At 66.6% G+C, this 21,560-nt stretch carries 20 protein-coding genes; 6 read left to right on the top strand and 14 right to left on the bottom strand.

Annotated elements, in window-relative coordinates; all coding sequences use genetic code 11:
• Positions 1 to 44: 44 nt before the first annotated feature.
• From F5544_RS04100 to F5544_RS04060, 9 genes are all read right to left on the bottom strand, one after another.
• On the bottom strand, positions 45 to 1,433 hold the full coding sequence (locus F5544_RS04100; protein ID WP_167471927.1) for an MFS transporter: 1,389 nt from the start codon (positions 1,431 to 1,433) through the stop codon (positions 45 to 47).
• A complete protein-coding gene (locus tag F5544_RS04095) occupies positions 1,433 to 2,080 on the bottom strand; it encodes an HAD family hydrolase (protein WP_167471926.1) in 648 nt (215 codons plus the stop codon). Before F5544_RS04095 ends, F5544_RS04100 begins: the two co-directional genes overlap by 1 nt.
• Entirely contained in the window at positions 2,077 to 2,568 is a 492-nt protein-coding gene (locus tag F5544_RS04090; RefSeq protein WP_167471925.1) for a nucleotide triphosphate diphosphatase NUDT15, read from the bottom strand. Before F5544_RS04090 ends, F5544_RS04095 begins: the two co-directional genes overlap by 4 nt.
• Entirely contained in the window at positions 2,555 to 3,820 is a 1,266-nt protein-coding gene (locus F5544_RS04085) for a hypothetical protein (RefSeq protein WP_167471924.1), read from the bottom strand. Before F5544_RS04085 ends, F5544_RS04090 begins: the two co-directional genes overlap by 14 nt.
• A gap of 96 nt (positions 3,821 to 3,916) precedes the next feature.
• Positions 3,917 to 4,450, bottom strand: a complete 534-nt coding sequence (gene hpt / locus F5544_RS04080) for a hypoxanthine phosphoribosyltransferase (protein ID WP_167471923.1) — start codon at positions 4,448 to 4,450, stop codon at positions 3,917 to 3,919.
• Positions 4,451 to 4,711: 261 nt separating this feature from the next.
• Complete coding sequence (locus F5544_RS04075; protein ID WP_167471922.1) at positions 4,712 to 5,458, bottom strand: alpha/beta hydrolase; 747 nt, start codon at positions 5,456 to 5,458, stop codon at positions 4,712 to 4,714.
• 132 nt (positions 5,459 to 5,590) lie between these two features.
• Positions 5,591 to 6,493, bottom strand: coding sequence for a TIGR03620 family F420-dependent LLM class oxidoreductase (locus F5544_RS04070; protein ID WP_203217489.1), 903 nt, complete (start codon positions 6,491 to 6,493; stop codon positions 5,591 to 5,593).
• Positions 6,494 to 6,592: 99 nt separating this feature from the next.
• Positions 6,593 to 10,828, bottom strand: coding sequence for a type VII secretion protein EccCb (gene eccCb, locus F5544_RS04065; protein WP_167471921.1), 4,236 nt, complete (start codon positions 10,826 to 10,828; stop codon positions 6,593 to 6,595).
• A gap of 5 nt (positions 10,829 to 10,833) precedes the next feature.
• Positions 10,834 to 11,202: a hypothetical protein gene (locus F5544_RS04060; RefSeq protein ID WP_167471920.1), complete on the bottom strand. Its 369-nt coding sequence runs from the start codon at positions 11,200 to 11,202 to the stop codon at positions 10,834 to 10,836.
• Positions 11,203 to 11,376: 174 nt separating this feature from the next.
• Here F5544_RS04060 and F5544_RS04055 point away from each other — a divergent pair, with 174 nt between their 5' ends.
• Positions 11,377 to 12,240 (top strand): hypothetical protein, encoded by an 864-nt coding sequence (locus tag F5544_RS04055; protein ID WP_167471919.1) that lies wholly within the window; start codon positions 11,377 to 11,379, stop codon positions 12,238 to 12,240.
• Positions 12,241 to 12,248: 8 nt separating this feature from the next.
• On the opposite strand, the gene F5544_RS04050 is transcribed toward F5544_RS04055, so the two are convergent.
• Genes F5544_RS04050 through F5544_RS04035 form a run of 4 tightly spaced genes read right to left on the bottom strand, consistent with a single transcriptional unit; the run spans position 12,249 to position 17,140 of the window.
• Positions 12,249 to 13,274: an SCO2521 family protein gene (locus tag F5544_RS04050; RefSeq protein ID WP_238847076.1), complete on the bottom strand. Its 1,026-nt coding sequence runs from the start codon at positions 13,272 to 13,274 to the stop codon at positions 12,249 to 12,251.
• 2 nt (positions 13,275 to 13,276) lie between these two features.
• Positions 13,277 to 14,323, bottom strand: a complete 1,047-nt coding sequence (locus tag F5544_RS04045; protein WP_167471918.1) for an SCO2522 family protein — start codon at positions 14,321 to 14,323, stop codon at positions 13,277 to 13,279.
• A gap of 2 nt (positions 14,324 to 14,325) precedes the next feature.
• Positions 14,326 to 15,240 (bottom strand): SCO2523 family variant P-loop protein, encoded by a 915-nt coding sequence (locus tag F5544_RS04040; protein WP_167471917.1) that lies wholly within the window; start codon positions 15,238 to 15,240, stop codon positions 14,326 to 14,328.
• A gap of 4 nt (positions 15,241 to 15,244) precedes the next feature.
• Positions 15,245 to 17,140, bottom strand: coding sequence for an SCO2524 family protein (locus F5544_RS04035; protein WP_167471916.1), 1,896 nt, complete (start codon positions 17,138 to 17,140; stop codon positions 15,245 to 15,247).
• Between the two features lie 496 nt (positions 17,141 to 17,636).
• Here F5544_RS04035 and F5544_RS04030 point away from each other — a divergent pair, with 496 nt between their 5' ends.
• From F5544_RS04030 to F5544_RS04020, 3 genes are all read left to right on the top strand, one after another.
• Entirely contained in the window at positions 17,637 to 18,260 is a 624-nt protein-coding gene (locus tag F5544_RS04030) for a TetR/AcrR family transcriptional regulator (protein WP_167471915.1), read from the top strand.
• Between the two features lie 78 nt (positions 18,261 to 18,338).
• A complete protein-coding gene (locus F5544_RS04025; protein WP_167471914.1) occupies positions 18,339 to 19,541 on the top strand; it encodes a cytochrome P450 in 1,203 nt (400 codons plus the stop codon).
• Positions 19,542 to 19,552: 11 nt separating this feature from the next.
• Positions 19,553 to 19,777 (top strand): ferredoxin, encoded by a 225-nt coding sequence (locus F5544_RS04020; protein WP_167471913.1) that lies wholly within the window; start codon positions 19,553 to 19,555, stop codon positions 19,775 to 19,777.
• A 5-nt stretch (positions 19,778 to 19,782) separates the two neighbouring features.
• Here the strand turns inward: F5544_RS04020 and F5544_RS04015 are convergent, their stop codons facing one another.
• On the bottom strand, positions 19,783 to 20,469 hold the full coding sequence (locus tag F5544_RS04015) for a helix-turn-helix transcriptional regulator (protein ID WP_167471912.1): 687 nt from the start codon (positions 20,467 to 20,469) through the stop codon (positions 19,783 to 19,785).
• A gap of 130 nt (positions 20,470 to 20,599) precedes the next feature.
• Between F5544_RS04015 and F5544_RS04010 the strand changes: the two genes are divergently transcribed.
• Positions 20,600 to 21,112: a DUF2231 domain-containing protein gene (locus F5544_RS04010; protein ID WP_167471911.1), complete on the top strand. Its 513-nt coding sequence runs from the start codon at positions 20,600 to 20,602 to the stop codon at positions 21,110 to 21,112.
• A gap of 24 nt (positions 21,113 to 21,136) precedes the next feature.
• Positions 21,137 to 21,547: a hypothetical protein gene (locus tag F5544_RS04005; protein ID WP_167471910.1), complete on the top strand. Its 411-nt coding sequence runs from the start codon at positions 21,137 to 21,139 to the stop codon at positions 21,545 to 21,547.
• Positions 21,548 to 21,560: the final 13 nt, after the last annotated feature.

Here is a 21,560-nt window from a genome sequence, read left to right as displayed (position 1 = left end):
CGGCCACACCACGGGCAACCAGCAGGCTTCCCAGCTGAAAGAGTTCAAAGCGGCACTACAACGCGGCTGCGCCGGGTCGCCGATGCGGCCAAGAGCACCGCGCACCCGATCAATGCGGCGATCGAAAACGCGAAACACCCCCACAGCGCCGCGGGGCCGAACCAGTTCCGGGACGGCCCGATGGCCTGGATCGCGGTCGCGACCGCAATGCCGAGCGCGCTGCCCGCCTGCTGATAGGTGGTGAGAATGCCGGAGGCCGTTGCCTGTTCGCCTTCGGCGGCGGCCGCGCTGGCGAGCATGACCGCGGCCGGATAGCACGCGGCGATACCCGCGCCGACCAGGATCGCGGCGGGCGCCATATGGGTGAGGTATCCGCCGCGTTCAACACCGATATAGAGGAACAATCCGGCCGACACCGTCAACAGCCCGCCGAGCAGCAGCCGCTGCGCCGAATAGCGGTGTGCGAGCCGACCCGCCACCGGCGAGCAGCAGGCCACCGCTATACCCTGCGGCAGGAAGGCGAATCCCGCTGCTGCCGGGGAATATCCGTGCCCGTCCTGCAGGTGGATTCCGGTCACGAACATCGCACCGGTGATACCGGCGAACGTCCCGGCGAGCGCGCAGCCGGCCGCCGTCAGGCGCGGATTTCCGAGCAGCGTCCGTGGTAGCAGCGGTTCGCGATCACGCACCTGGGTGAACGCGAACGTCACGAACAGCAGCGCGCCGACGCCCAGCGGCCCGAGCACCCCCGCCGCGCTCGCCGCGCCGATCCGCCCGAGGCCGTACACCGCGAGGATCAGCCCGGTCGTGATCAGCAGCGCCGGGATCCATGCCACCGTGGTCGCGGCTCGCGATGGCTCCCCCGGCCCACGCAACACGAACGCGCCGACGAGCACGGTCACCAGTGCCAACGGCAGGTAGCACACGAATGTGCCACGCCAGCCGAGTAATTCGGTGAGCACCCCGCCCGCGACAACGCCGAGGGAGAAGCCGACCGCACCCATCGCACTGAGCACACCGAGCGCCCAACCGCGCGCCGCGCCGAGCGGAAACGCGGCCACGATGAGCGCGACCGCGGCCGGTGCGGTAACCGCGGCGCCGACGCCTTGGCAGGCACGCGCCGCGATCAACGACCAACCGTCCCAGGCCAGCGCGGCCCCGAGCGAGGCGGAGCCGAAAATCGTTACGCCGATGAGGAATACCCGTCGCCGTCCCCAGCGATCACCCAATCTGCCGCCGAGCAACAAGAATCCGGCATAGGTCGCCAGAAACGCGCCCGCCACCATCTGCAACTGACTGTCGGGCAGGCCCAGATCGCGGCGGATAGCGGCGAGCTGCACATTGATGCTGGACAGGCTCATACCTTCGAAGAGCAGCGGCGCGCACAGCGTCAGTAGGGTCGTCCGCGCCTTCCCGCCGAAAGATGCGCTCATCAGGGCGATTCCGTATCGTCGGCGCGCCGCACGGCGCGGTAGGGCTCGCGCAGATCGTCCCCGTCGTAGTGCAGCAGCGCCAATTCGCGCAGCTTCGCGGTAGCGTTGACGGCCACCGTCCGCCGCAGGTGCCGGAACAGGGGGATATCGGAATCCGAGTCGCCGTATGCGATACAGCGTTCCCGGCCGAGACCCAGTTCGGCGCAGGCCTTTTCGGCCGCGATCACCTTGTGCGCCGGGGTGAGGATGTGCTCCGGGTCCGGCGCGATCCGGAACGGGAGCGGCGGGAAGCGGGAGGCGACGATCCGGTCCACCCCCAGCGCGCCGAGCCGCCCCGCGAAGAAGTCCGGCGACATGGTGATCACCATCGAATGCTCGCCCCGTGCCCTGATATCGGCGAGCACCTCGGCCAGGCCGCCGATCCACGGGGCCGCATCGAACGCCGCGGCCACCACGGTCGGGGTCAAATCGGCCCAGACGCAATGGAGTTCGGCCGCGAAGCCGCGGGTGTCGAGTGCACCCGCGGCGAACCTGGCCTCCAGCTCCAGCAATTCGGCCAGGCAGCCGAGCCCACGGGAGATCTCCAGGCTCGCGGTGGTGCCGCGCAGCAGCGTTCCGTCCATATCGAAGATGTGCAGCCTGGTCATCGCGGCACCGAATTCGGCACGGCCGTCGGATAAGCCGTCCAGCCGTCGGGCTGCCGCCTGCCGCACCACGCCGCGAAAAGCGCCGCGCTCGCGGGGAATAACGGTGTCGGGAGGGAGTTTGGCGACACCCAGATCCACCGATCGAAGTTATCCGGTTCGGCGACAACGGGTTCGGCGCAAGCCGAGCTGAGCCTGGCCCATACGCCCGCGGTCACCAGCACCCCCGGCGCCCCGGTGTCGACGACGATCGTGAACACCTCCGGATCGGCGAGCGCACCGATTCCGGTCTCCTCCGCCACCTCGCGGGCCGCCGCGACCTCGAAGGTTTCGCCGGGCTCCACCCGGCCACCGGGCAGGCACCAAGATGGAGTCTCGCCCTTCTTTATTCGATGGCCGAGCAGAATCGCGCCATCGGACCGCAGCACCAGGACGCCGACGCCGACGATCGGCGTCCCATCCGCGACCACACCACCCTCAGCAATTCGCATCGAGATCCCTCAGTACGGAGCTTGCGGCATAGTGTCCGCTGATCAGCGCGGCAACGATACCCCGGAAAAGACCGCACGCATCGCCCGCCACCCACGCCGGAGCGTCGGTCAACCGCAGGTCGCCGTCGACCTTCGGATACCAGCCGACACCCTCGAGCGTCGGGCCGATGAGCACGGTCCGCTCGTCCCGGACGGCCGGGAACGCCGCGGCCAGCCTGCGCAGACCCGCCGCCATCGTCTCGCGCAGTTCGGTGCCGTACACCCGGTCGAATACCGCGACGGTTTCGGCGTCGTTACCGAGAATCCCTTCGGCGGGAACGGTAAAGCCGACCTCGTCGTCGGACAGCGCCTTCAGCAGCGGTTTGAGCGTGCGGGCCGCGATGGTCTCGTCGAGTACTCGGGTGTTGAAACCGACATTCGACAGGCCGGTCGGCGGACAGTCCGACCTGCCCGAAACCGTCCACAGCCCTTGGGTTTCGGACAGCGTCGCCTCGCCCTGCCTGCAGGCGCAGAACGTCCGCCATTCGACGGTGCCGTCCGGCTCACGGAATCGGAGCTTGGGATCGAGCTGGCGCATATCCCGGAAGAAGGCCCTATCGGCCGGCTGCTGGATGCGGAAGCCGATCTCCAGCCGGTGGAATTCGTAGTCGCGGGTCAGATCGCCGAGCCGCAGCGGTCCGAACCGGCCGGATCCGATGAGCAATCTCCTTGCGGCGATTCGTGATTCACCGCCGTTGCGGTCGTACACCGCGATATCGAATTCGTCGGCGACCTCGTCGTAGCGCACGGAGGTCACCTCGGTCTCGCTGAGCAGCGTTGCCCGCGCGGCGGTGACCAGTTCGGTGGTGAGGCGCAGCCGCGCGTCCAGCGAAAGGTAATCCGACGGATAGTCCTTGAGCACCCATTCGCCATTGCCGACCGAGTACGCGGTCGGATCGTCGGGAAAGGGCGGCGTATCCAGGCCGTAGCTCCCGAGCAGCGCACAGGTCCATGCGTACGCCGCCTTCAGGTCGGCGGTGCGCGGCAAACCCCACAATCCACTGGCCGACGGAAAGAACGAGAATTTCCCATCGGAAAACAATCCGGCGCCGCCGTGGCCGCGGGTGATATCGCTCGCATGCTCCCGGTCGCGGTCCACGACGGGTTTTCCGCCGTCGATCAACGCCACCGAATACGATCGAGTCGCGAATTTGCTCGCCGCGGCGAGTCCGGCCGGTCCGGCACCGACCACGGCAATATCGAAGGTACGCATGAGTTCTCCGAATCGAATGGTTTGATTTACCCGCGCACGGCCGTGCCGCACCGCTGTCGCGGGCCGGACAAATCGATCTCTGATCTATCGAACGGCTTATGCGGGTATCCGAACCTCGCGGATATCCCGCAAATTGCGGTGGCGTTCCGCATAGTCGATGCCATAACCGGCGACCCAGTGCGCGGTGATATCGAAGCCGACATACGCCGGCGCTACCGGTTTCCGAACGGCGTGCGGTTTGCGCAGCAGCACACAGCAATTCAGCGATGCGGGCGACCGCGCCGAAAGGCGATCCATGATCCAGGACAGGGTGCCGCCGGTGTCGAGGATGTCCTCGACGACCAGCACATCACGCCCGCCGACCTGCTCGGTGATATCTTTCAGCAGCCGAGGTGCGCGTGCGGTGCTGCCGTTGCCGTATGTGGAGATAGCCACCCAGTCCAAGGTCAGCGGCAGGTCGACGGTGCGGATGAGATCGGTCGTGAACGTGGCCGCGCCCTTGAGGATTCCGACGACCAGCAGATCTCGCCCGCGATAGTCCTCGGTTATTTCCGCACCCAATTCACCGACGCGCGCCGCGATCCGATCCTCGGTGAACAGCACCTCGACCAGTTCGGCAGCCCTATTCATTTCGATTACCCCCTTATTCGGCGGGCCCAGCCCGCTGCGCATCGCACTTGACGTTCCGGTCATCGAATTGTCGGCAGCGGTTACGGCATCGAAAGAAATCGCCAACCACAGCGTTTGCTGACGCCACCCCCGCAACTGCCTGCGGACAATGGTGGCGGCGCCGATTCGCGCTGTACAGCGGGCGGTCCGGTCAGTGAACCCCACGCTGTCGAGGTGAATGAGAGGTATTGCGCCGGTTTGTTATTCGATGAATTCGCCGGTTCAGAGCACCGGCTGACCGGGGTCGGCGGCGCGGCTCATCGCGGCGACCAGCCGCTGCCGCTGTTCGGGTTTGTTGCGCAGCCAACCCGCGATGCGGTGCGGGCAGCCGGGCAGCGTGAGCAGCAGCGAGTCGGGCCTGCTGTCCAGGTAGGTACGCGTGAGCGCGGGCGGGATCACCTCGTCCTGGTCCGGGATGACAAAGGCGACCTCGCCGGGGAATGCGGCGACCGCGCCGAACGCCGTGGACGCCGACCAAGCGCCCTCCTCCCGGATCATCCTGGTGAATTCCGGGTTGCCGAACGGCAATTCGGCCACATCCGGCCGGTAGGCCGCAGGACAACACAGGAATACGGCATCGGCCCCCACCGAACCGATGATGTCGCAGACGGTTTGACCGCTCATGCTGAACCCGACCAGCACCAGCGGTGCACCCGGATCACACAGCGCACCTATCACCGCCGCGGCCTGAACCTCCCTGCGGCGCAACGACAATTCGGCGAGCGTTCCCGTGCTCCGGCCATGCCCGGAAAAGTCGAAGGCGACCGTATTTGCCCCTGCCGCAACGACTTCGGTCGCGAGCTGGGTGGTGCGCTCCATACTCCCGGTGCCCGCTCCGTGCAGGAATACGACGAAGCCGCCGGCCCGATCGCCGATCCGCCGCTCGTATGCGATCAGTTCGCCGTCGACGCGCAGCATCCCCGCCTCGACCCGCGCCTCCCCCGATGGCTGCTCGCCGGACCCGCTCATGGCTTCCCTTTACCCCAACTGGAAAACGACAACCCGATCATGCCCGACAGCGGCCGTCGGCGGTCACGACTCGCGCAAACCACAAACATACCGTCCATGACTGTTCCGGCCCGCGCCGATCGACGCCAGTGGTCAAAGGTGCGCGGCGAGCAGCTCCAGTTGGTCGACGGCCCCGGCCAAATCGTGCGAAATCGGGTGCAGTAGAACATGATCAGCACCGGCGCGCAGGTGATCCCGCAAGCGGTCGGCGACGGCTTGCGGATCACCCCAGGCCAGCACGGCGTCGACGAAGCGGTCGCTGAGGTCGCCACCCAGGTCGGCGTCGGTGTAGCCGAGCCTGCGGAAGTTGTTCGCGTAGAACCCGTTCAGCAACCCACGCCCACCGCCGAACAGGGAACGGATGGCGCCGCGGGCCGAATCGGCGACGCTGTCCAGCAGCAGGAATTGATGCGGTATCAGCAGACCTTCCGCCCCGAGCAGACCGCGCGCGTTCGCGGTGTGTTCGACCGGCTGCATGAACGGATGGACACCCTGAAACCGTTGCGCGGCAATCTCATGCGCCTTGGGCCCGAGCGCGGCGAGCACCCGAGGATAGGCGATCTCCGGCAGCACCCGCTCGGCCGCGGCATCCATACCGTCGAGGTATTCGCCCAGTTGCGCGAGCGGGCGGCGGCCGATCTGCCCGCCGATGCCGAGGATGAATCGGCCCGGATACGCCTCGGCGAGGGTGGCCGCGCCGCTGTGCATGGCGATCGGATCGCGGCGGGTGATGTTGGCGACGCCGATCCCGACGACCATCCGGCTTGTCGCGGCCAGCATGAGCCCGTGTTCAGCGAACGCCTCGCGGCCGCCCATCGGCGAATCCGCGGGCGGCTCACCGCTCCACAGCGATCCGAAGCCGAGTTCCTCGATGCGGGCGAACTGTTCGCGCTGCACCGCCACCGGGGTCGCCAGCAGCGTCATCGGCGCGAACCACACGCCGAATGACCCGAGCCGCTTGCGAATCGCCCCGAGCTCGCCGGCCGAAGGGTTCACCAATACCTCCCGAAAATGTGGGTCTATCGCCGGAGACCAACAACGCCATCCGTTCCGCTATGCCCGGCCAGCGGAAATCGGCCGCGAGACAAGGGGAAATCAGGGGGCGGGAGGCTGCGCGATTTGGATCAGTTGCGGATCCCTGGCGCGGGTGAGCAGGACAGCGCGGCCGGGTGGGAGCGGGGTGGGCCGGAACTCGCCGAGCGCCTTGATCTCGTCGGCGGGTGTGTTCATGAGCAGGATATCGGCGGAGATATCGCGCAACCGTCCGAGGACGCTGCCGGTGAGGGCGCGGGCCAGTCCGGTGGCGCGGCGGGCGATCACCAGGTGTAGCCCGATATCGTGCGCCATCGGCAGGAATTCCAGTAGCGGTTCCAGCGGATCGTCGCCGCCCGAGGCGACCAGGTCGTGATCGTCGACCAGAACATAGATTTCGGGTCCGTGCCACCAGTCCCGCTCATGTAGTCGGTCCGGCGTAATGTTCGCTCCGGGAACACGTTTGGCGAGAAAGGCGGATAGCTCCCTGATCTCGCTCGGCACCGCCGACGCCGCGGCGCAGTAGCTGATCAAACGGTCCTGTTCCACCGCGCCGAGCAGGGTGCGCCGGTAGTCGATCAAAAGGATGCGGGCCTGTGCCGAAGTCGAATTCTCGGTGATCCCGGCGACGATGTCCTGCAGCACGGTGGTTTTACCGCAGAACGCGTCGCCGAACACCATGAGATGCGACCTGGCGTCGAAATCCAGTGCGACGGGCCGTAATTCGGTGTCGTCCAGACCGATGACCACATGCGTCGCATCCTGTTCGACGTCATGCGCCAGCGCCAGCACCTCGTCGCGGGATATCGCCGCGGGCAGCAGCCGCACCTGCGGCGCCCGCCGCGCGCCGTGTTCGGCGCACAGCTGCCGCACCGCCGCCGCGACGCCGCTGGACAACTGCTGCGGATCGGTGACCGCGTCCAGCCGCGGCAGCGCTATGAGCATATGCAGCTTCTCGGGTGTGAGCCCGCGGCCCGGCCGGTCCGCCGGAACCAGGCCCGCCGCCTGTCGATCCAGCTGCGAATCGGCCGGATCACCGAGCCGAAGCTCGATTCTGGTGCCGATGACGCCGCGCTGCGCCAGCCGCACCCTGCTCCACGGCGACAGCGTGACGATGACGTGGATGCCGTACGAAAGCCCGTGTGCCGCAACGGTGGTAATGGTCTGCTCCAGCACGGGATAGTCCTGGTGAACCACATCGAACCCGTCGACGACGAGGAAAACGTCACCGTAGCGGTCGACCGGACCGAGCCGCCGATACTCCGCCATCGATTCCAAACCCATTTCGCGGAACGACTTTTCGCGTTCACGCAATAACCCGTCCAGCTCGGCGACGGTGCGGCGCACCCGGTCGGCGTCGCGGCGACCGGCCATCGAACCGACGTGCGGCAGCTCGGTGAGCGCGGATAAGCCGTCGCCGCCGAAATCCAGGCAGTAGAACTGCGCCTGCTCCGGCGTCCGAGTGGCGGCGACGGCCAGGATCAGGGTGAGCAGCGCGGTGGTCTTACCCGACCGCGGTCCACCGACCACCGCGACCTGCCCCGCGTCGAGATCGACCAGCAGCGTGTCGCGGCGATGCAGCCGCGGCCGGTCCACCACCCCGACCGGCACCCGCAGCGGCGGCGAATGCGTCTCGGCCAGCAGCATTCCCAGCGTCGGCGCGGTATCGAGCGGTGCCTGCCACAGCCGATGCGCCCGCGGGCCGAACCCGCTGAGCGCGGCGGCGACCGATTCCGTCAGCGGCCGATCCACCTGGCCCGCACCGCTGTCCGTCGGCCCCGACGCGTATGCGGCGCGGAAGCGGGTCGTCGTGCCCGCGGCGGTCCTGAGATAGCCGTATCCGGGCGTGCGGGGCAGGTGGTAGGCGTCGGTGGTGCCGAGCACCAGCCGCGATTCCGCCGCGGAGAACGTGCGCAACGCGATGCGATAGGAGAGGTAACTGTCCAACCCGCGCAGTCGCCATTCGTCCGGACGTTGGGCGCCGAGCAGCAGATGCAGGCCGAGCGAGCGGCCGATCCGACCGATCTGGATCAGAAGATCCGCGAATGTCCCCGTGCCCGAGAGCAATTCGACGAAATCCTCGATGACGATGAACAGCGTCGGCAGCGGGTCGAACGGCGCGCCCGCCGCACGGGCCCGTTCGTATTCGTCCACGGTGGTCAGATGCCCGGCGGCGCGCAGCAGCTCGCCGCGGCGTTCGATCTCACCCTCCAACACCTCTTGCAGCCGGGCGGGCAGCGAAAGATCCTGTTCGACATCGCGGACATGACCGGCGATATGCGGCAGCCCGGCGAAGGGCTGGAATGTCGCGCCACCGCGGAAATCGACCAGCAGGAAGTTCACCTGAGCGGGCGAATGTGTCAGGGCCAGGCCGAGAACGATGGTCCGCAGCAGCTCGGATTTGCCCGATCCGATCGCGCCGACCACCAGCCCGTGCGAGCCCATACCGCCGTCGGCGGCCGGTTTGAGATCGAGTTCGACCGGGTCGCGCGCACCGGTCCGGCCGATCTTGATCCGGAGCCGGTCGCGCATCGGCCGGTCCCGCCACCAGCTACCGACGTCGAACGCGTCGTTGATGCCGTACAGCGCGGCGAAATCGGCGTCGATACCGTCGGCCGCCGGGCCCGGCGCCGCGTCCACCGAGATTCGGCCGACCAACCGGGCGACGAGATCGGCCGCGCCGTCGGTCATTTCGTCGTCGAGCACCGAATCCGCCGGTGGCTCCCGGATATCGGGCACCGCGACGCGAAAAAGCCGCTGGCCGAACATCGCCCACCCCGGACCATCCGGTAGTCGCTGCGCCCGTTCCGGATCGATCCGGGATTCGTTCGGCCGGTGCAGGCGCAGTTCGAGATGGGCGGGCAGCAGGTCGACCAACCAGCCGGGCACCTCGTTCCAATCCCTGGCGGTCGCGACCACATGCACCGCGTATTCCCGCCCCTGATCGGCGATCTGGCGCACCAGATCGGCCGCCGCCGAATGCGGTTCGGCGAAATCGCCCCAGCGGTCGATGATCAGGAACAGGTCCGGCACCGGCCCCTCCGGCAGGGTCCGCCGGGCGGCACGCAGGCTGGACGGCGAGTCGATCCCGAACATCCGGTACAGCCGCTTCCGGTGGAAGATCTCCTGAACCATATTGCCGAGCAGTTCGTTCACCTGATCCGGCTCATCGTCGCCGACCACCCTGGCGATATGCGGCAGCTCCCGCATCGAGCCCAGCCGGTTGCTCGATTCCAGTACGTAGATCCGCGCGTCGTCGGTGGAATGGGTGAGCACCAGCGCGGCGACCAAAGTGCGCAGCATGGTGCTTTTCCCGGATCCGGCGCGACCGACGACGAGCAGATTGTTGTCGGCGCCCGCCAGATCCAGCCGCACGATATCGCCTTTGCTGCCGTCCGCGCGCCGCTGCCGCCCGATCGGCACCGCCAATTTCCCGGTGCCCCACCAACTTTCGGCGCGCAGACCGGAGCCCGACACCTCCTCCAGCCGCCCGAGCAGGCCGCCGAGCCGGATCCGGTCGCCCGCCCCGGCGCCGGCGGTCTCGCGCCGGGTCCGCGCGAGGTACACCTCGTCGTTCAAAACGCCGTAGAGGCTTGGTGTTTGGCGATCGGTATTGCGCCGCACCTCATCGCTGACATAGGTCCACAGATCGTGGGTGCTGATCCGCCCGGTCCCGGTATCGGCCAGCCCGGTGGTTATGCCGTTGACGATCGCCGCCGTGAACACCGACAGCGAAGACCCTGTGCCACCGTGATTCCCGTCCTCGGCCTGCTGTACGCCGGTGCACGCCGTCATCACGCAGATGCCGTCACCGGTGACGAGGTGCTCGCCGACACCGTCATCGACGCCACCGGCCGCCTTGATCACGTCGTTGCCGAGAAACGCTCCGCTGTAACAGCAGTCGAGCAGGATGATCTTGGCGGCGGCGTCCGACTCGCGGATCAACTCCTTGACGAACGAGGACGAAACCGCGGAACTGCTGGGCAGATTCGGATCGGTATTGCTGGTGGCGAGGTAGAGGTTGCGGCTGGTCCGGAAGCCGTGCCCGGAGTAGTAGAACAGGACGAGATCCTGCGGCCCCGCGCTGCGGAACATCCGCTCGATGCTGCGCTCGATCTCCGCCTTGGACTCGTTGACCAACATCTCGGCCGGTTGAAATGCACCGATCTCGGGGTCTCGCAATAGGTTTCGCAGCTCCCTCGCGTCCGAGACCGGCGCGTACAGCCGGGCGATATCGGGCGAGTGGAAGACATCGTTGGCGACGAACAGGGCGATCCGGCGGCCCGGTGGACTAGTCATCGGGGCTAGTCATCACCCAACAGATCCCGCAGCTGTTCGACGATCTGATCGACCTGCCGGTCCGCGGGCCGCTCGATCACCACCTCGCGCTTGCCCTTGCGCACCGTGATCGACACCGCCCTGGTGCGTTCCAGGAAGCGCAGGGCAACGTCGCGGATCGCCAGCGATGCGACGCTCAGCGCGCCACCCGAAACGATGAGCTGCCCGATCTCTTGTGCGACACCGGTTTTGGTGCCCGGATCGGCGTCGGCGGTGGCCGGCTTGGCCCGCACGCCGTCTATTTGCCGCAAATCATCGGCCAGTTCGTCGGTCAGCTCGGCCAGCCGCTCCGGATTTCGCGGGCCCGAGCCGACGATGAACAACACCTCGGCCATGGATTGATGTCCTCCCCGTCCGCCGCATTTCGCGGGCCATATTTCCACTCTAATAGCGTCGGCGGGAACGTTCGGCGAAAACGGCGCGGTCCGAACGCTACCGGCGAAGACCATGCCGTTGTCGTACCCCATTGCTATCTTGGAATTGCTCGAGATCGATCGGTGGGGCTTTCTATGGTGGATGAGCAGCAAGAGGAGTCACCCTTCGTGCGCTCGATGTCCACCCGAGTGGATCGGCGTACCACCGCATACGCGGCCGCGGTGGATCAGTTCCTGGCCCGCCCGCTGGCCGAGCGCAGACGCATCGGCGAGCAGCGACTATTGGATTCGTTCACCGGGCACGTGGAATCGGTTTTGGCGCAATACGATCCGCCCGGCGTCCGGCGCAGGAGCGACAGCCTCGTCTTCGGGCGCATCTATGCGAGCGGCCACTCCGACACCCCGTTGGTCACCGACGGCGACCAACCGACGGTGTCCCCGCACCTGCTCGCCGCGCTGCTGGCCGCCGAGATCGAATTCCGCGGGCCGCTGCGGCTGAGCCGCACCCAGAATCGGCAGCTCGCCGAGGTATACGAGCGAATCGGCGACACCATGATGCGGGTGTTGCCCGGCCATGCCGCGCTGGCCTTCCGGCGGGCCGCCAGCCTGTACCGGCAGGACGAGGACGTCGACGCCGATGACCGCTGCAGCCTCAATCTGTCGCGGGCCCGCCGCCGCGCGCAGCCGGTGCGCTGGCGGCGCATCGGCAGTCTATTCCCGGATCTGTTATGCGGCTACGGATATCGACCGTTCCGCATGCTCGGGTGGATCGCGCTGCAGGTCCTGCTCTGCTTCGCCGTCGTGCGCCAGCTGTCGGATGCGCCGACGATCGAAATCGTGTACGACTGCCTGGTCAACTACCTCAACCCGCTCGGTCCCGGCGACACCGCGGGCTTGGCGGGCGCCCAGAAGCTGGTGTTCGGCGTCGAGGCGTACGCGGGTGCGGTGACTATGTCGGTGTTCTTCGCGCTCCTGGTGCGTCGCTGGTTCCGGCTCTGAACCCGCCGTCACCAGTCGTTGCTGATCCGCGAATTGCGCAGCGCCTCCAGTGTCGCGGTCGCGATCCGGTCGCGCAGCTGCCCGACGCGCGCGGTCCACTGCCGGGTGAATCCGGGATCGGATTCCAGATCCGCCCACGCCTCGCGCAGCCGGGGCGGCGTGTGCGCACCCGGCATCCACAGTGGCACAAGCTGTTCCAGTACAGGAGCGAGCAATGTCGCGGCCTCGTGGTTGGCCGGGTCGAATCGGTCGGCCACCTGTCCGATGGTGGTCAGCAGCCAGTCGTGGACGGCCAGATCCTCACAGAAGCGCTGTGCGGCGGCGATATCCTCCTCGGCGACGATGAGCCGGACCGAGCGCAGGGTCTCGTTGTCGAGCCGAAAACCGAAGCGCGGCCGCTGTTCCGGTTCGGCCGCGACCTCGACGGCCCAGCGCAGCCGGGTGGTCGCGGCGCGCAACCGCACCTGCTGATCGAGCCGGTCGTCCACCCGGATCAGCTTCAGCAGCCGCCAGCCGATGGCGGCCAGATCGAGCCTGCTGTTGACGACGGCCGGATCGGGGCGATCCGGATTGTCCGTGCGCAGGTAGCCGTCGGTCAGCCGGGCGCCCGCGTCGGCGCCGAGTTTGGTCACCGCCTCGATGGTCCCCGGCCTGCCCATATAGTGCGACCACGGTTGACGGGTCCGCTCGGCGGCGGGTGCGACGCGAGTCTGCGCGGAGCTCTGCAGTACCCGGCCGCCGACCACGACCACGCGCGCGAGCACCGTGCCGATGGCGTGCACCACCTTGCCGGACGACTGGGTCAGGTCACAGTCGATGCCCTCCACCCGATTCGGTGAAATAACAAGCGGCACCGGACGTTCCCGCGATGTCATGGCGGCGCCGGGCTTCACCGTGCCGAGCAGTTCGAGCACCGCCGAGTTGTCGAGCACATTCGACGAGGGCAGCACGCAGGTGTGTATCTCGCCGAATGCGGCCACCGGTGTCGCGGCCGGTTTCGGGGTTTCGGCCGCATTGCGCGCGGCAGCGGCCATTGTCATGCTCCGTCCGGCAGCATATCGACGCGATATTTCGCCACATCGTCCAGAATTACGTGTGACAGTCGGCGGGAGACCTCTCGCGGAATCACCAACCGCTCGCGACGCCCGCGCTCGACCGTCAAATCCACCACATCCGGGTCGAGGTCGATGTGATCGAGGATCACCCGGACCGCGTTCTCGATCTTGAGGTATTCCTGCGGCAGAATGGATACCGCGCGATACGCCGCGAACGGTTTGGCATGCGGATTCAGCTGCACCACCGAAGGCATTTCCCACCACTGCTCCGGCCAGATATCGCCCGGCTGCCATTTATAGGGCTGAACCACTTCCTCGCCCTTGTAGCGGATCATACCCAATCGCAACAGCTGCCATACCGCGGCGAGAAAAGGGCAGGACCAGCGGATATGCTCCTCACCACCCTTGCCGATCTCCTTCTTCCACATTTCCACGTCGAGAAATATGGAATGCTCCCGGCTCCCGTATTCGACCGGCGGCCGGTATTCCGGCACCCGCATCGCCTGGATCGAATCGTGGTCGGAGGATCGGCGGCCGTTGCACAGCCAGCCGGACTCGACATCGGGCGGGCGTCGCCCGGTCGTATCCTCCAACGGCTCGGCCACCAATCGGGACGCGACCATGCGCGCCAACTCGATCTGCTGCCCGGTCGGCGCGCCGTTGTGGTACAGCGGGGTTTCCCAGCAACCCGCCTCGCGCACGAGGTAATCGATGCGCAGATCGCATTCGTCGGCCGCGTCCAGCAATTTCTCGATGATCTCGGTGGGGTCGGTATTCGGGCCGAAATAATCGTCGATCAGGAAGCAGGTGCTCACCCGCGCCTCGGGCAGCTCCAGCTCCTCGGCCGCCGCCTCGGTATACAGCTTCACCAGCCGGGCGACCTTGCGGAATTGGGCGCGAATCCGGTCCCGGCCGTTGGTCATATCCTTCATATAGAAATGACCGGTTTCGATGGACAGATGCGAGAACTTGACGCCGGAGGCCCGTACCTGTTCGGTGACCTCACTGTATGCGGTCTCGGTTTCCATTGTCAGAGCCTCTCCCACATCGCCGGGTCGACAAGTTTGTCGGCCAATTCCTGGAAGGCTTGCACCGTCTCGTTATTGGCTATTTTCTTGGTGACATCGGTATCCAGGATCACCTGCTCGCGCCATTGCAGTACCGGTTCCATCGGCGTCGCGCCGAGCAATACGGTCGGTCCGATCAGATTGGCCGAGGCGAGCTGTTTGAGCGCCTCGTTCTGCTTTCGCAGCCAGGCCCACTGCGCGCCGCGACCGGTGGGCGCCGACTCGCTCATGGACGGCACCGCGGTCCGCACATAGCGCAGCGAACCGAGCAGCGGACTCGGCTCGTGCCCGCATTCCGCGCCGGTCTGCAGCAGCCCGAACGGTCCGTGCACCAAACCGTTCGCGGCGACGATGTGCTGGCGCGTCCAGCGATGGAAAACCAGCCAGCGGGTCACCGCGTCGCGCAGCTGGGACCGGGCCGTCGCCCGCAATACGATCTCCAGCGCCACCGACCGCCCCGCGCTGAGATCCACTATGGTGACGTCGAATTCCTGTTCACAGGTCACCAGCAGTTCCACGCACCGCTTGACCATCTCGTCGTCCACCGTCTTGAATTCGGCGCCGCCGCGATCGCCCGGATACAGCATGAGTTTGTACGGGTGCCGGGGCGCGCGCAGTTCGTCCCGGCTGGTCTCGACACGCACATTGCACGCACCGATCGAGCTGTTCTCGCCGTGCAGATAGGAGTGCATCCCGTCGCTGTTCGAGGTGCCGCGATCCACCCGGGTGATCTCGAAAAGCGCACCCGCCGTGGGAGATCCGAAATCGAAATCCAGATATGCGACATTGCGGCCCCGGACGCTCAGCCGGTACGCGATATTGCAACTGGTCACCGAACGGCCGGTGCCACCCTTGTCCGATGTCGAGAATACGAGCATTCAGTTACCCATTCCTCATGGCGTCGAGACCGGCGAAATCCAGCTCATCCAACTCACGCATCGCCTCCGCGCACAGGCTGTGTGCGGTGCCGGGCCGCTCGTCGAGCAGTTTCCTGGCACGTTGTAATTGTTGTTCGACATGTTCCAGCGCGGTGCGGTTCGGTGAATTGTCTTTTTCGCTGAGCTCGAGATACTGCTGGTTCAGCAGATGCTCGGCCTCGTGCAACAGCTCCAGCGCCCGCATGGCCGAGGTGGACGACCGCAGCGGCGGCTCCCGGTAGCTCGTATCCGCCACGACGAGGCATTCGATGACGCGCTCGGTCAAATACCATGAGGGCCCGCCGTTTCCGTTGCCGCGCGAGGTTCGCGGCGGCTCCTCGTCACCGGTCGGGCGCCGGACCGTGAAAACCCGTTCCGCATCGTCCCACAGTCCCATGGCCGGACCGTCCGGGAAAGCCCGTCGTTCCAGGTGATCCATCGCCGACTGGGCAAGTTCCAGAAGTCGGTCGCGGGTGGTGAGCGTGCCCGACAGTCGCGCCGCCTGCAAGGTCCGTTTCAACAGCACCGGCGCGAAATCCGAGGCGTTCCAACGCAATTGCGGGCCGCCGTCGACAGTTTCGCTGCCTACCAACGAGAGCCGCACGCCAGGGATGTGCAGATCGCGCGCGGTATCGTTCTCGGTCACCCGGCGGATGATCCGGCCGCGCCGGGCCAACTCGTCGAAAACCGGTGTGGCCCTTGTGAGATCGTCGTCGCTGGCTTCCCGGTTGATCAGGTCCTGGATCAGTACCGCGGAGACGCAGAGACTGAAGTAGTCGGATTCCTCACCGTCGGAGGTGCGCCATGGAATATCCTCCAGCGGCCACCGGCCCTCGCCGTAGCGCGCCATCGATGACCAATAGCGCTGCGCCAGATCACCGCGCAGCTGTAGCGCGTCGGCCAGTCGGCGCTGATCGGCATTGAGCAGGTCGAGTTCGCGGGTGCGGGCGGAGGTCAGGTCGTTGATGCCGTCGAGGGCGATCACGGTGAAATACACGTAGGGCCGTCCGACCGCATAACCCGGCTGGGTCGCGATCGGCACGTCGACGACCTCCTCCGACGAGGGAGCCTGCTGGGCGATTCCCCAGCTCCAGCCGCATTCGAACAGGAAACCCTCACTTCTGAGGTCGACATCGGGCGTCCGGCTGAGGGTGATGTCTCGGCTCAGCCGGCCGCGGACCCGTTCCAGCCGCTTGGTCACACCCTGCGCGACCGCCTCCATCGATGCGCCGGTCTGGTTGAACATGGTCAGCATGATCCGGCCGGTTTCCGAGTCCGGCTCAACGGTATTGATCACGAAGCTGCGGACCAGACCGGTCATGGCGGCGGTGAGCCTGGCGCTGGTTCGCGCATCCAGCTCGATGATTCGTTTTTCCAGATCCCGCAGCTCTTGCCCGACCACCCAGCGGCGGAAACCGCGCAACAGTTTGAGTCCGGCCAGGCACAGCGTCAGCGACATGGAATAGGAATCGACGACGTCGAGTTCGCGTTGCACGTCGGTCACCGGGATCTGGTCGCCGGAGCGAAGATAGCTGCCGCCGGAAAAGATCGGCCGTCCGTCCGGGACGCTGGTGTACCTGTTGAGATAGTCCTCGAATATGTCGAGCAGCGTCACAACCACCCGGCCGCCGCGCCCGAGCGGCGCGAGCACCGCGAGCACGTCGTCGGGGATATCGTCCGGGTTGACTATGTTGAAGCTGCTGACCTCGGTGGCCGGGTAGAGCAGGCAGAGCAGTTGCTCCGCGTCGCTGATGGAGTTGGAGCCATCGCGACCGCCCCAGTTCCACTTGCCGTCGCGATAGCACGCCCGCAGCAGGGAACGCCAGACATCCAGGATCTGCCGTCTCGGTTGGATTCTCATCGAACGCTGTCCCCTTCACCGCTCGTCATTGGGCGTGCCGCGCCGATGGAAGCCACCCGATGCTCGCGGCGACGATTCGAGGCATCGGGAAATTATCACGGTAGACATCCTTTCGCGAATCACCGGATACCCTGAACGGACGACCATCACGAGAAGACCGCCCGGTTTCATTTATGCACCGTTATCCCTTCGCGGACAACACCGTTCGCATCGACGGGAGTTACGACGACAGTTCTATTCTCTGCCATCCGAACCTCCTGGGCAGAAGAACCCGATCCACCACCCCGGCATTCCCGAGACCCGGGGGTTGCATGATCAAAACCATTGCGTAGCTTCGGATTACAAACCAACAAGCGGTCGGTCCCGGTATCCGGAACCGGCGCGGACCGAAAGTGCCGGTGGCCGTGACACTTTCCGGACATCGTCCATTCCGGTACCGCGCCCGGGTTTGCAGGATTTACGCTGACGCTCGGAAATTACGGTGGCTGGAGGGCGCATGTCCGGAGGAAACGAGTCGGGCCGGGTGCGGGATTCCGCCGCGACCAGAGCGGCGTTGCTGACGGCGGCACAGGGATTGTTCGCCGAACGCGGTTTCGAGCGGGCGACGGTGCGGGATATCGCGGCCCGGGCCGGGGTGAATCAAGCATTGCTGTTTCGCTATTTCGGCAGCAAGGAGGAACTGTTCCGGGCGGCCATCACGGAAAAGGGCAGAAGGGTACTGGAGGAGGGCGCGGCCGACGGTCTGCTCGCCCGGCTGCTCGCCCGCGCCCTGGAGCCGAATGGCACTGCGGCACAGGGGTATTGGCTGCAGGCGGCGCTGCGGTCCAGCGGGCACGACGAGGGCGGCGCCGCGATACGGCGTGAGCTGGGCGACGAGTACGTCCGGGCGCTGTCCGCACTCACCGACGACCAGGATGGCGAGTTGTACGCCGATCTGTTGCTGGCCTGGGTCGTCGGCATCGCGCTGATGCGCCATGTGCACCAGAGGGAGCCGCTCGCCAGCGCCGATCCCGCGACGGTTGCCCGGCATGTGCTGCGCGCCGCCAATCGGCTGCTCCCCGAGCTCGATACGAATTTTCCACCGCCCGAACGGAATTCAGGCGTTGACGAGACAATGTGATCTCCCTAACATCGGTAGTTGTAAGCACTCGCTTACATCAGTGGGCGCAGCAGTTCCGCGCCGGGGAAGGGAGCTCGCATGACCGTGAATACCGAGGTGCGCCAATACCCGTTCGGCGAACCGTTCCGCCTGGATATGCACCCGCTGTACGCGAAACTCCGCAGCGACGAACCGGTTTCCCGGGTGCGGCTGCCCTACGGCGGCGACGGCTGGCTGGTCACCCGCTACGAGGACGTCAAGCAGGTACTCGCCGATCCGCGCTTCAGCCGCGCGATAACCGTTGATCGCGAGGACATTCCGCGCACCAGCCCGGAACCGGCACGGGCCGGATCGCTGCTGAGCATGGATCCGCCGGAACACACCAGGCTGCGCAAACTGGTCGCCAAGGCGTTCACCGGCCGCCGGGTGGAGCTGCTGCGCCCGCGCGCGCAGCAGATCGTCGACGAACGGCTCGATGAGATCGAACGCTGCGGCCCGCCCGCCGATCTGGTGCGCCAGCTCGCGCTGCCGCTGCCGGTCACGGTGATCTGCGAAATGCTCGGCATCCCAACGGAAGAACAGCACCGGTTCCGGGATTTCTCCGACGCCGTGCTCTCCACCACCGCCTACACCCGCGAGCAGATCAACGACGCGCGCGACGCACTGGAGGCCTATCTGGCGGAGGTGGTCGCGCAGCGCCGGGAACGCCCCACCGACGATCTGATGAGCGCCCTGGTCGCCGCCCGTGACAACGAAGATCGGCTCAGCGAGGAGGAATTGGTCAGCCTGGGCGTCACCCTGCTGGTCGCCGGTCACGAAACAACGGCCAACCAGATCGCCAACTTCACCTATCTGCTGCTCTCGGAGCGGGAACAGTGGGAATTGCTGCGCGGCAGACCGGATCTCGTCCCGGAGGCCGTCGAGGAACTGCTGCGCTACGTCCAGCTGGGCTCCGGCGGCGGCTTCGCGAGGGTGGCCACCGAGGACATCGAGCTGAGCGGTGTCACCGTGCGCGCGGGCGAGGCGGTATTCGTCAACACCCAGTCGGCGAACCGCGACGAGCGCGTCTTCGAGGCCTCGGAGCGGCTCGATCTCACCCGGAAGATCAACCCGCACTTGGCATTCGGCCACGGTGTGCACCACTGCCTCGGCGCGCAGCTGGCCCGGCTGGAGTTGCAGGTCGCGATCGGCACCCTGCTGCGCCGGTTCCCGGAGCTACGCATTGCCGTACCGATCGACGAGGTCCCTTGGAAGAAGGGGCTTTTGGTGCGCGGGCCGGTGGCCCTCCCGGTGAGCTGGTAGGAGTGCGGCGAATGACGCAGCAACAGTGGCGAATCGAGGTCGATCGCGGCACCTGCATCGGCTCGGGAATGTGCACCGGAATCGCCCCGGATCACTTCACCCTGGTGGACGGGCGATCCGCGCCCATCTCGCAGACCCCGGACGACGCCGTACTCGACGCCGCCGAATCATGCCCCGTCGAGGCGATATTGGTGCGCGCCGCAGAGTCCGGCGCCATCCTCGCACCGCAGCAGTAACCCGGCTACTTCGGGCGCAGCTCCACACAGCACTCGCCGGGCCGTGGGGCGAGCGCGGCCTCCACCGCATCCGCCTCCAGCCCGTCGAGCATGCCGGTCAGGTACGCGCGATTCAGTCCGCAGACCAGCTCCGGTTCCGATGCGGCGAGTGGATGAAACGGGCAGTTGTGCAAGCGAATACAGCCCGACCCCAGCCGACCGGGCTCGAAACCCTGTGCGGCGAGCAGTTCCTGCAGCAGGGTGAGCGCGCGTTCCGCGCCGAGCCTGCCGGGTTTGCGCTGTCTGCGTTCGGCGCCACCCAATTCCCGGCCGCGCTCGGCGGCGATCCGCAGCGCGGCGTCCCGCGCGGTCCCCGCCTCGGTCTCGCCTAGTACGGCGGCCATCAGGATGTCGGCCAACACCTCGTAGCGGCGTTCCGGAATGCTGACCCGGATTTCGGCCTCGGCCGGCTCGTACACCTTGGGCACGCGGCCGACCCGGCGCACGCCGACGGATTCGTAGCGCGCCCGCAGCAGTCCGGCGTCGACCAGTTTGTCCAGGTGGAACGCGGCGAGCTTGCGGGAGATACCGACCTGCTCGGCGGCCTCGTCGCGGGTCACCGGACGCCGCGCCCGTCGAATGAACCAGTACATCCCGCGCCGCAGCTCGTCGTCGAGCGCGGCGACGGCGCCGATCTCCGCATCACTGGTCACTCGACCACCATAACGCCCATCGGATTATCCGAAACGATTCCGGGTAGCCAGCTGGTGTGTCGTTGCTTGACCGCCTCGATTAATTACACCAATAATCTTTGGTGAAATCCGGCCGAGTTCGGAGGTTGCCGTGACCATCGATCCACAACAGGCCAAGCGTCCGGTGAGCGTCCTGCTCGCCGGACCGTACGGGCATCCGTTCCACCCGATATTCGTCACCGTGCCGATCGGCGCCTGGGTGGCGAGCTTCGTATTCGACCTCGCATCCCAGTGGGTCGACGACCCGGCCTTCCTGGCCAAGGGTGCGCTGTGGCTGATCGCCATCGGCGTACTCGGCGCACTGGCCGCGGCCACCGTCGGATTTCTCGATCTACTCGCAATACCAACGGGCACAACGGCATTCCGCACCGGACTGCTGCACATGAGCCTCAACCTCGCGGTCGTCGTCGCCTTCGCGATCGACTTCCTGTGGCGGCGCGCGGGCGGCGGCCCACACGGCGCCGTGCCGATCGGGCCGATCATTCTCTCGGCGATATCGCTTGTCGCCCTGAGTATTTCCGGCTATCTGGGCGGAAAGCTGGCCTACCGCTTCGGCGTTCGAGTGGCCGACGAGGCGACACAGGCCGACGGATTTCAGCACTGACCCTTCTCACGAGGAGATCCCACAATGGGCATCGCGGCATTGATCACCTGGCTGCTCACCGCGGCGGGCGGCTTCGTCCTGCTCGGCACCTGGATCGCGAAAGGCGCACTGCGCCGGCCGGAGAACAGCCACCTGCCGGCGCCGGTGGTATTCGGCCACTTCCTGCTCGCCGCGGTCGGGCTGATCCTCTGGATCATCTACCTCGTCGTCGACAAAACCGCTTGGGCCTGGGTCGCTTTCGCGCTCCTCGTCCCCGTCGCCCTGCTCGGCTTCGCGATGTTGATCCGCTGGATTCCGGTGTACCGCAACCGGAACATGGACACCCAACCAGCCGAGCGCAGCTTCCCGGTGGCCATCGTCGGCGGTCACGGGGTATTGGCGGTGGTGACCGTCGTCCTGGTGCTCCTCACCGCGCTGGGCGTCGGCCACAGCTGACCCGGCCTCGACC

The organism is Nocardia arthritidis (genome assembly GCF_011801145.1).
Taxonomy (GTDB): domain Bacteria; phylum Actinomycetota; class Actinomycetes; order Mycobacteriales; family Mycobacteriaceae; genus Nocardia; species Nocardia arthritidis_A.
The sequence above is the reverse complement of the archived record's forward strand: the minus strand, read 5'-3'. Positions and strand labels throughout refer to the sequence as shown.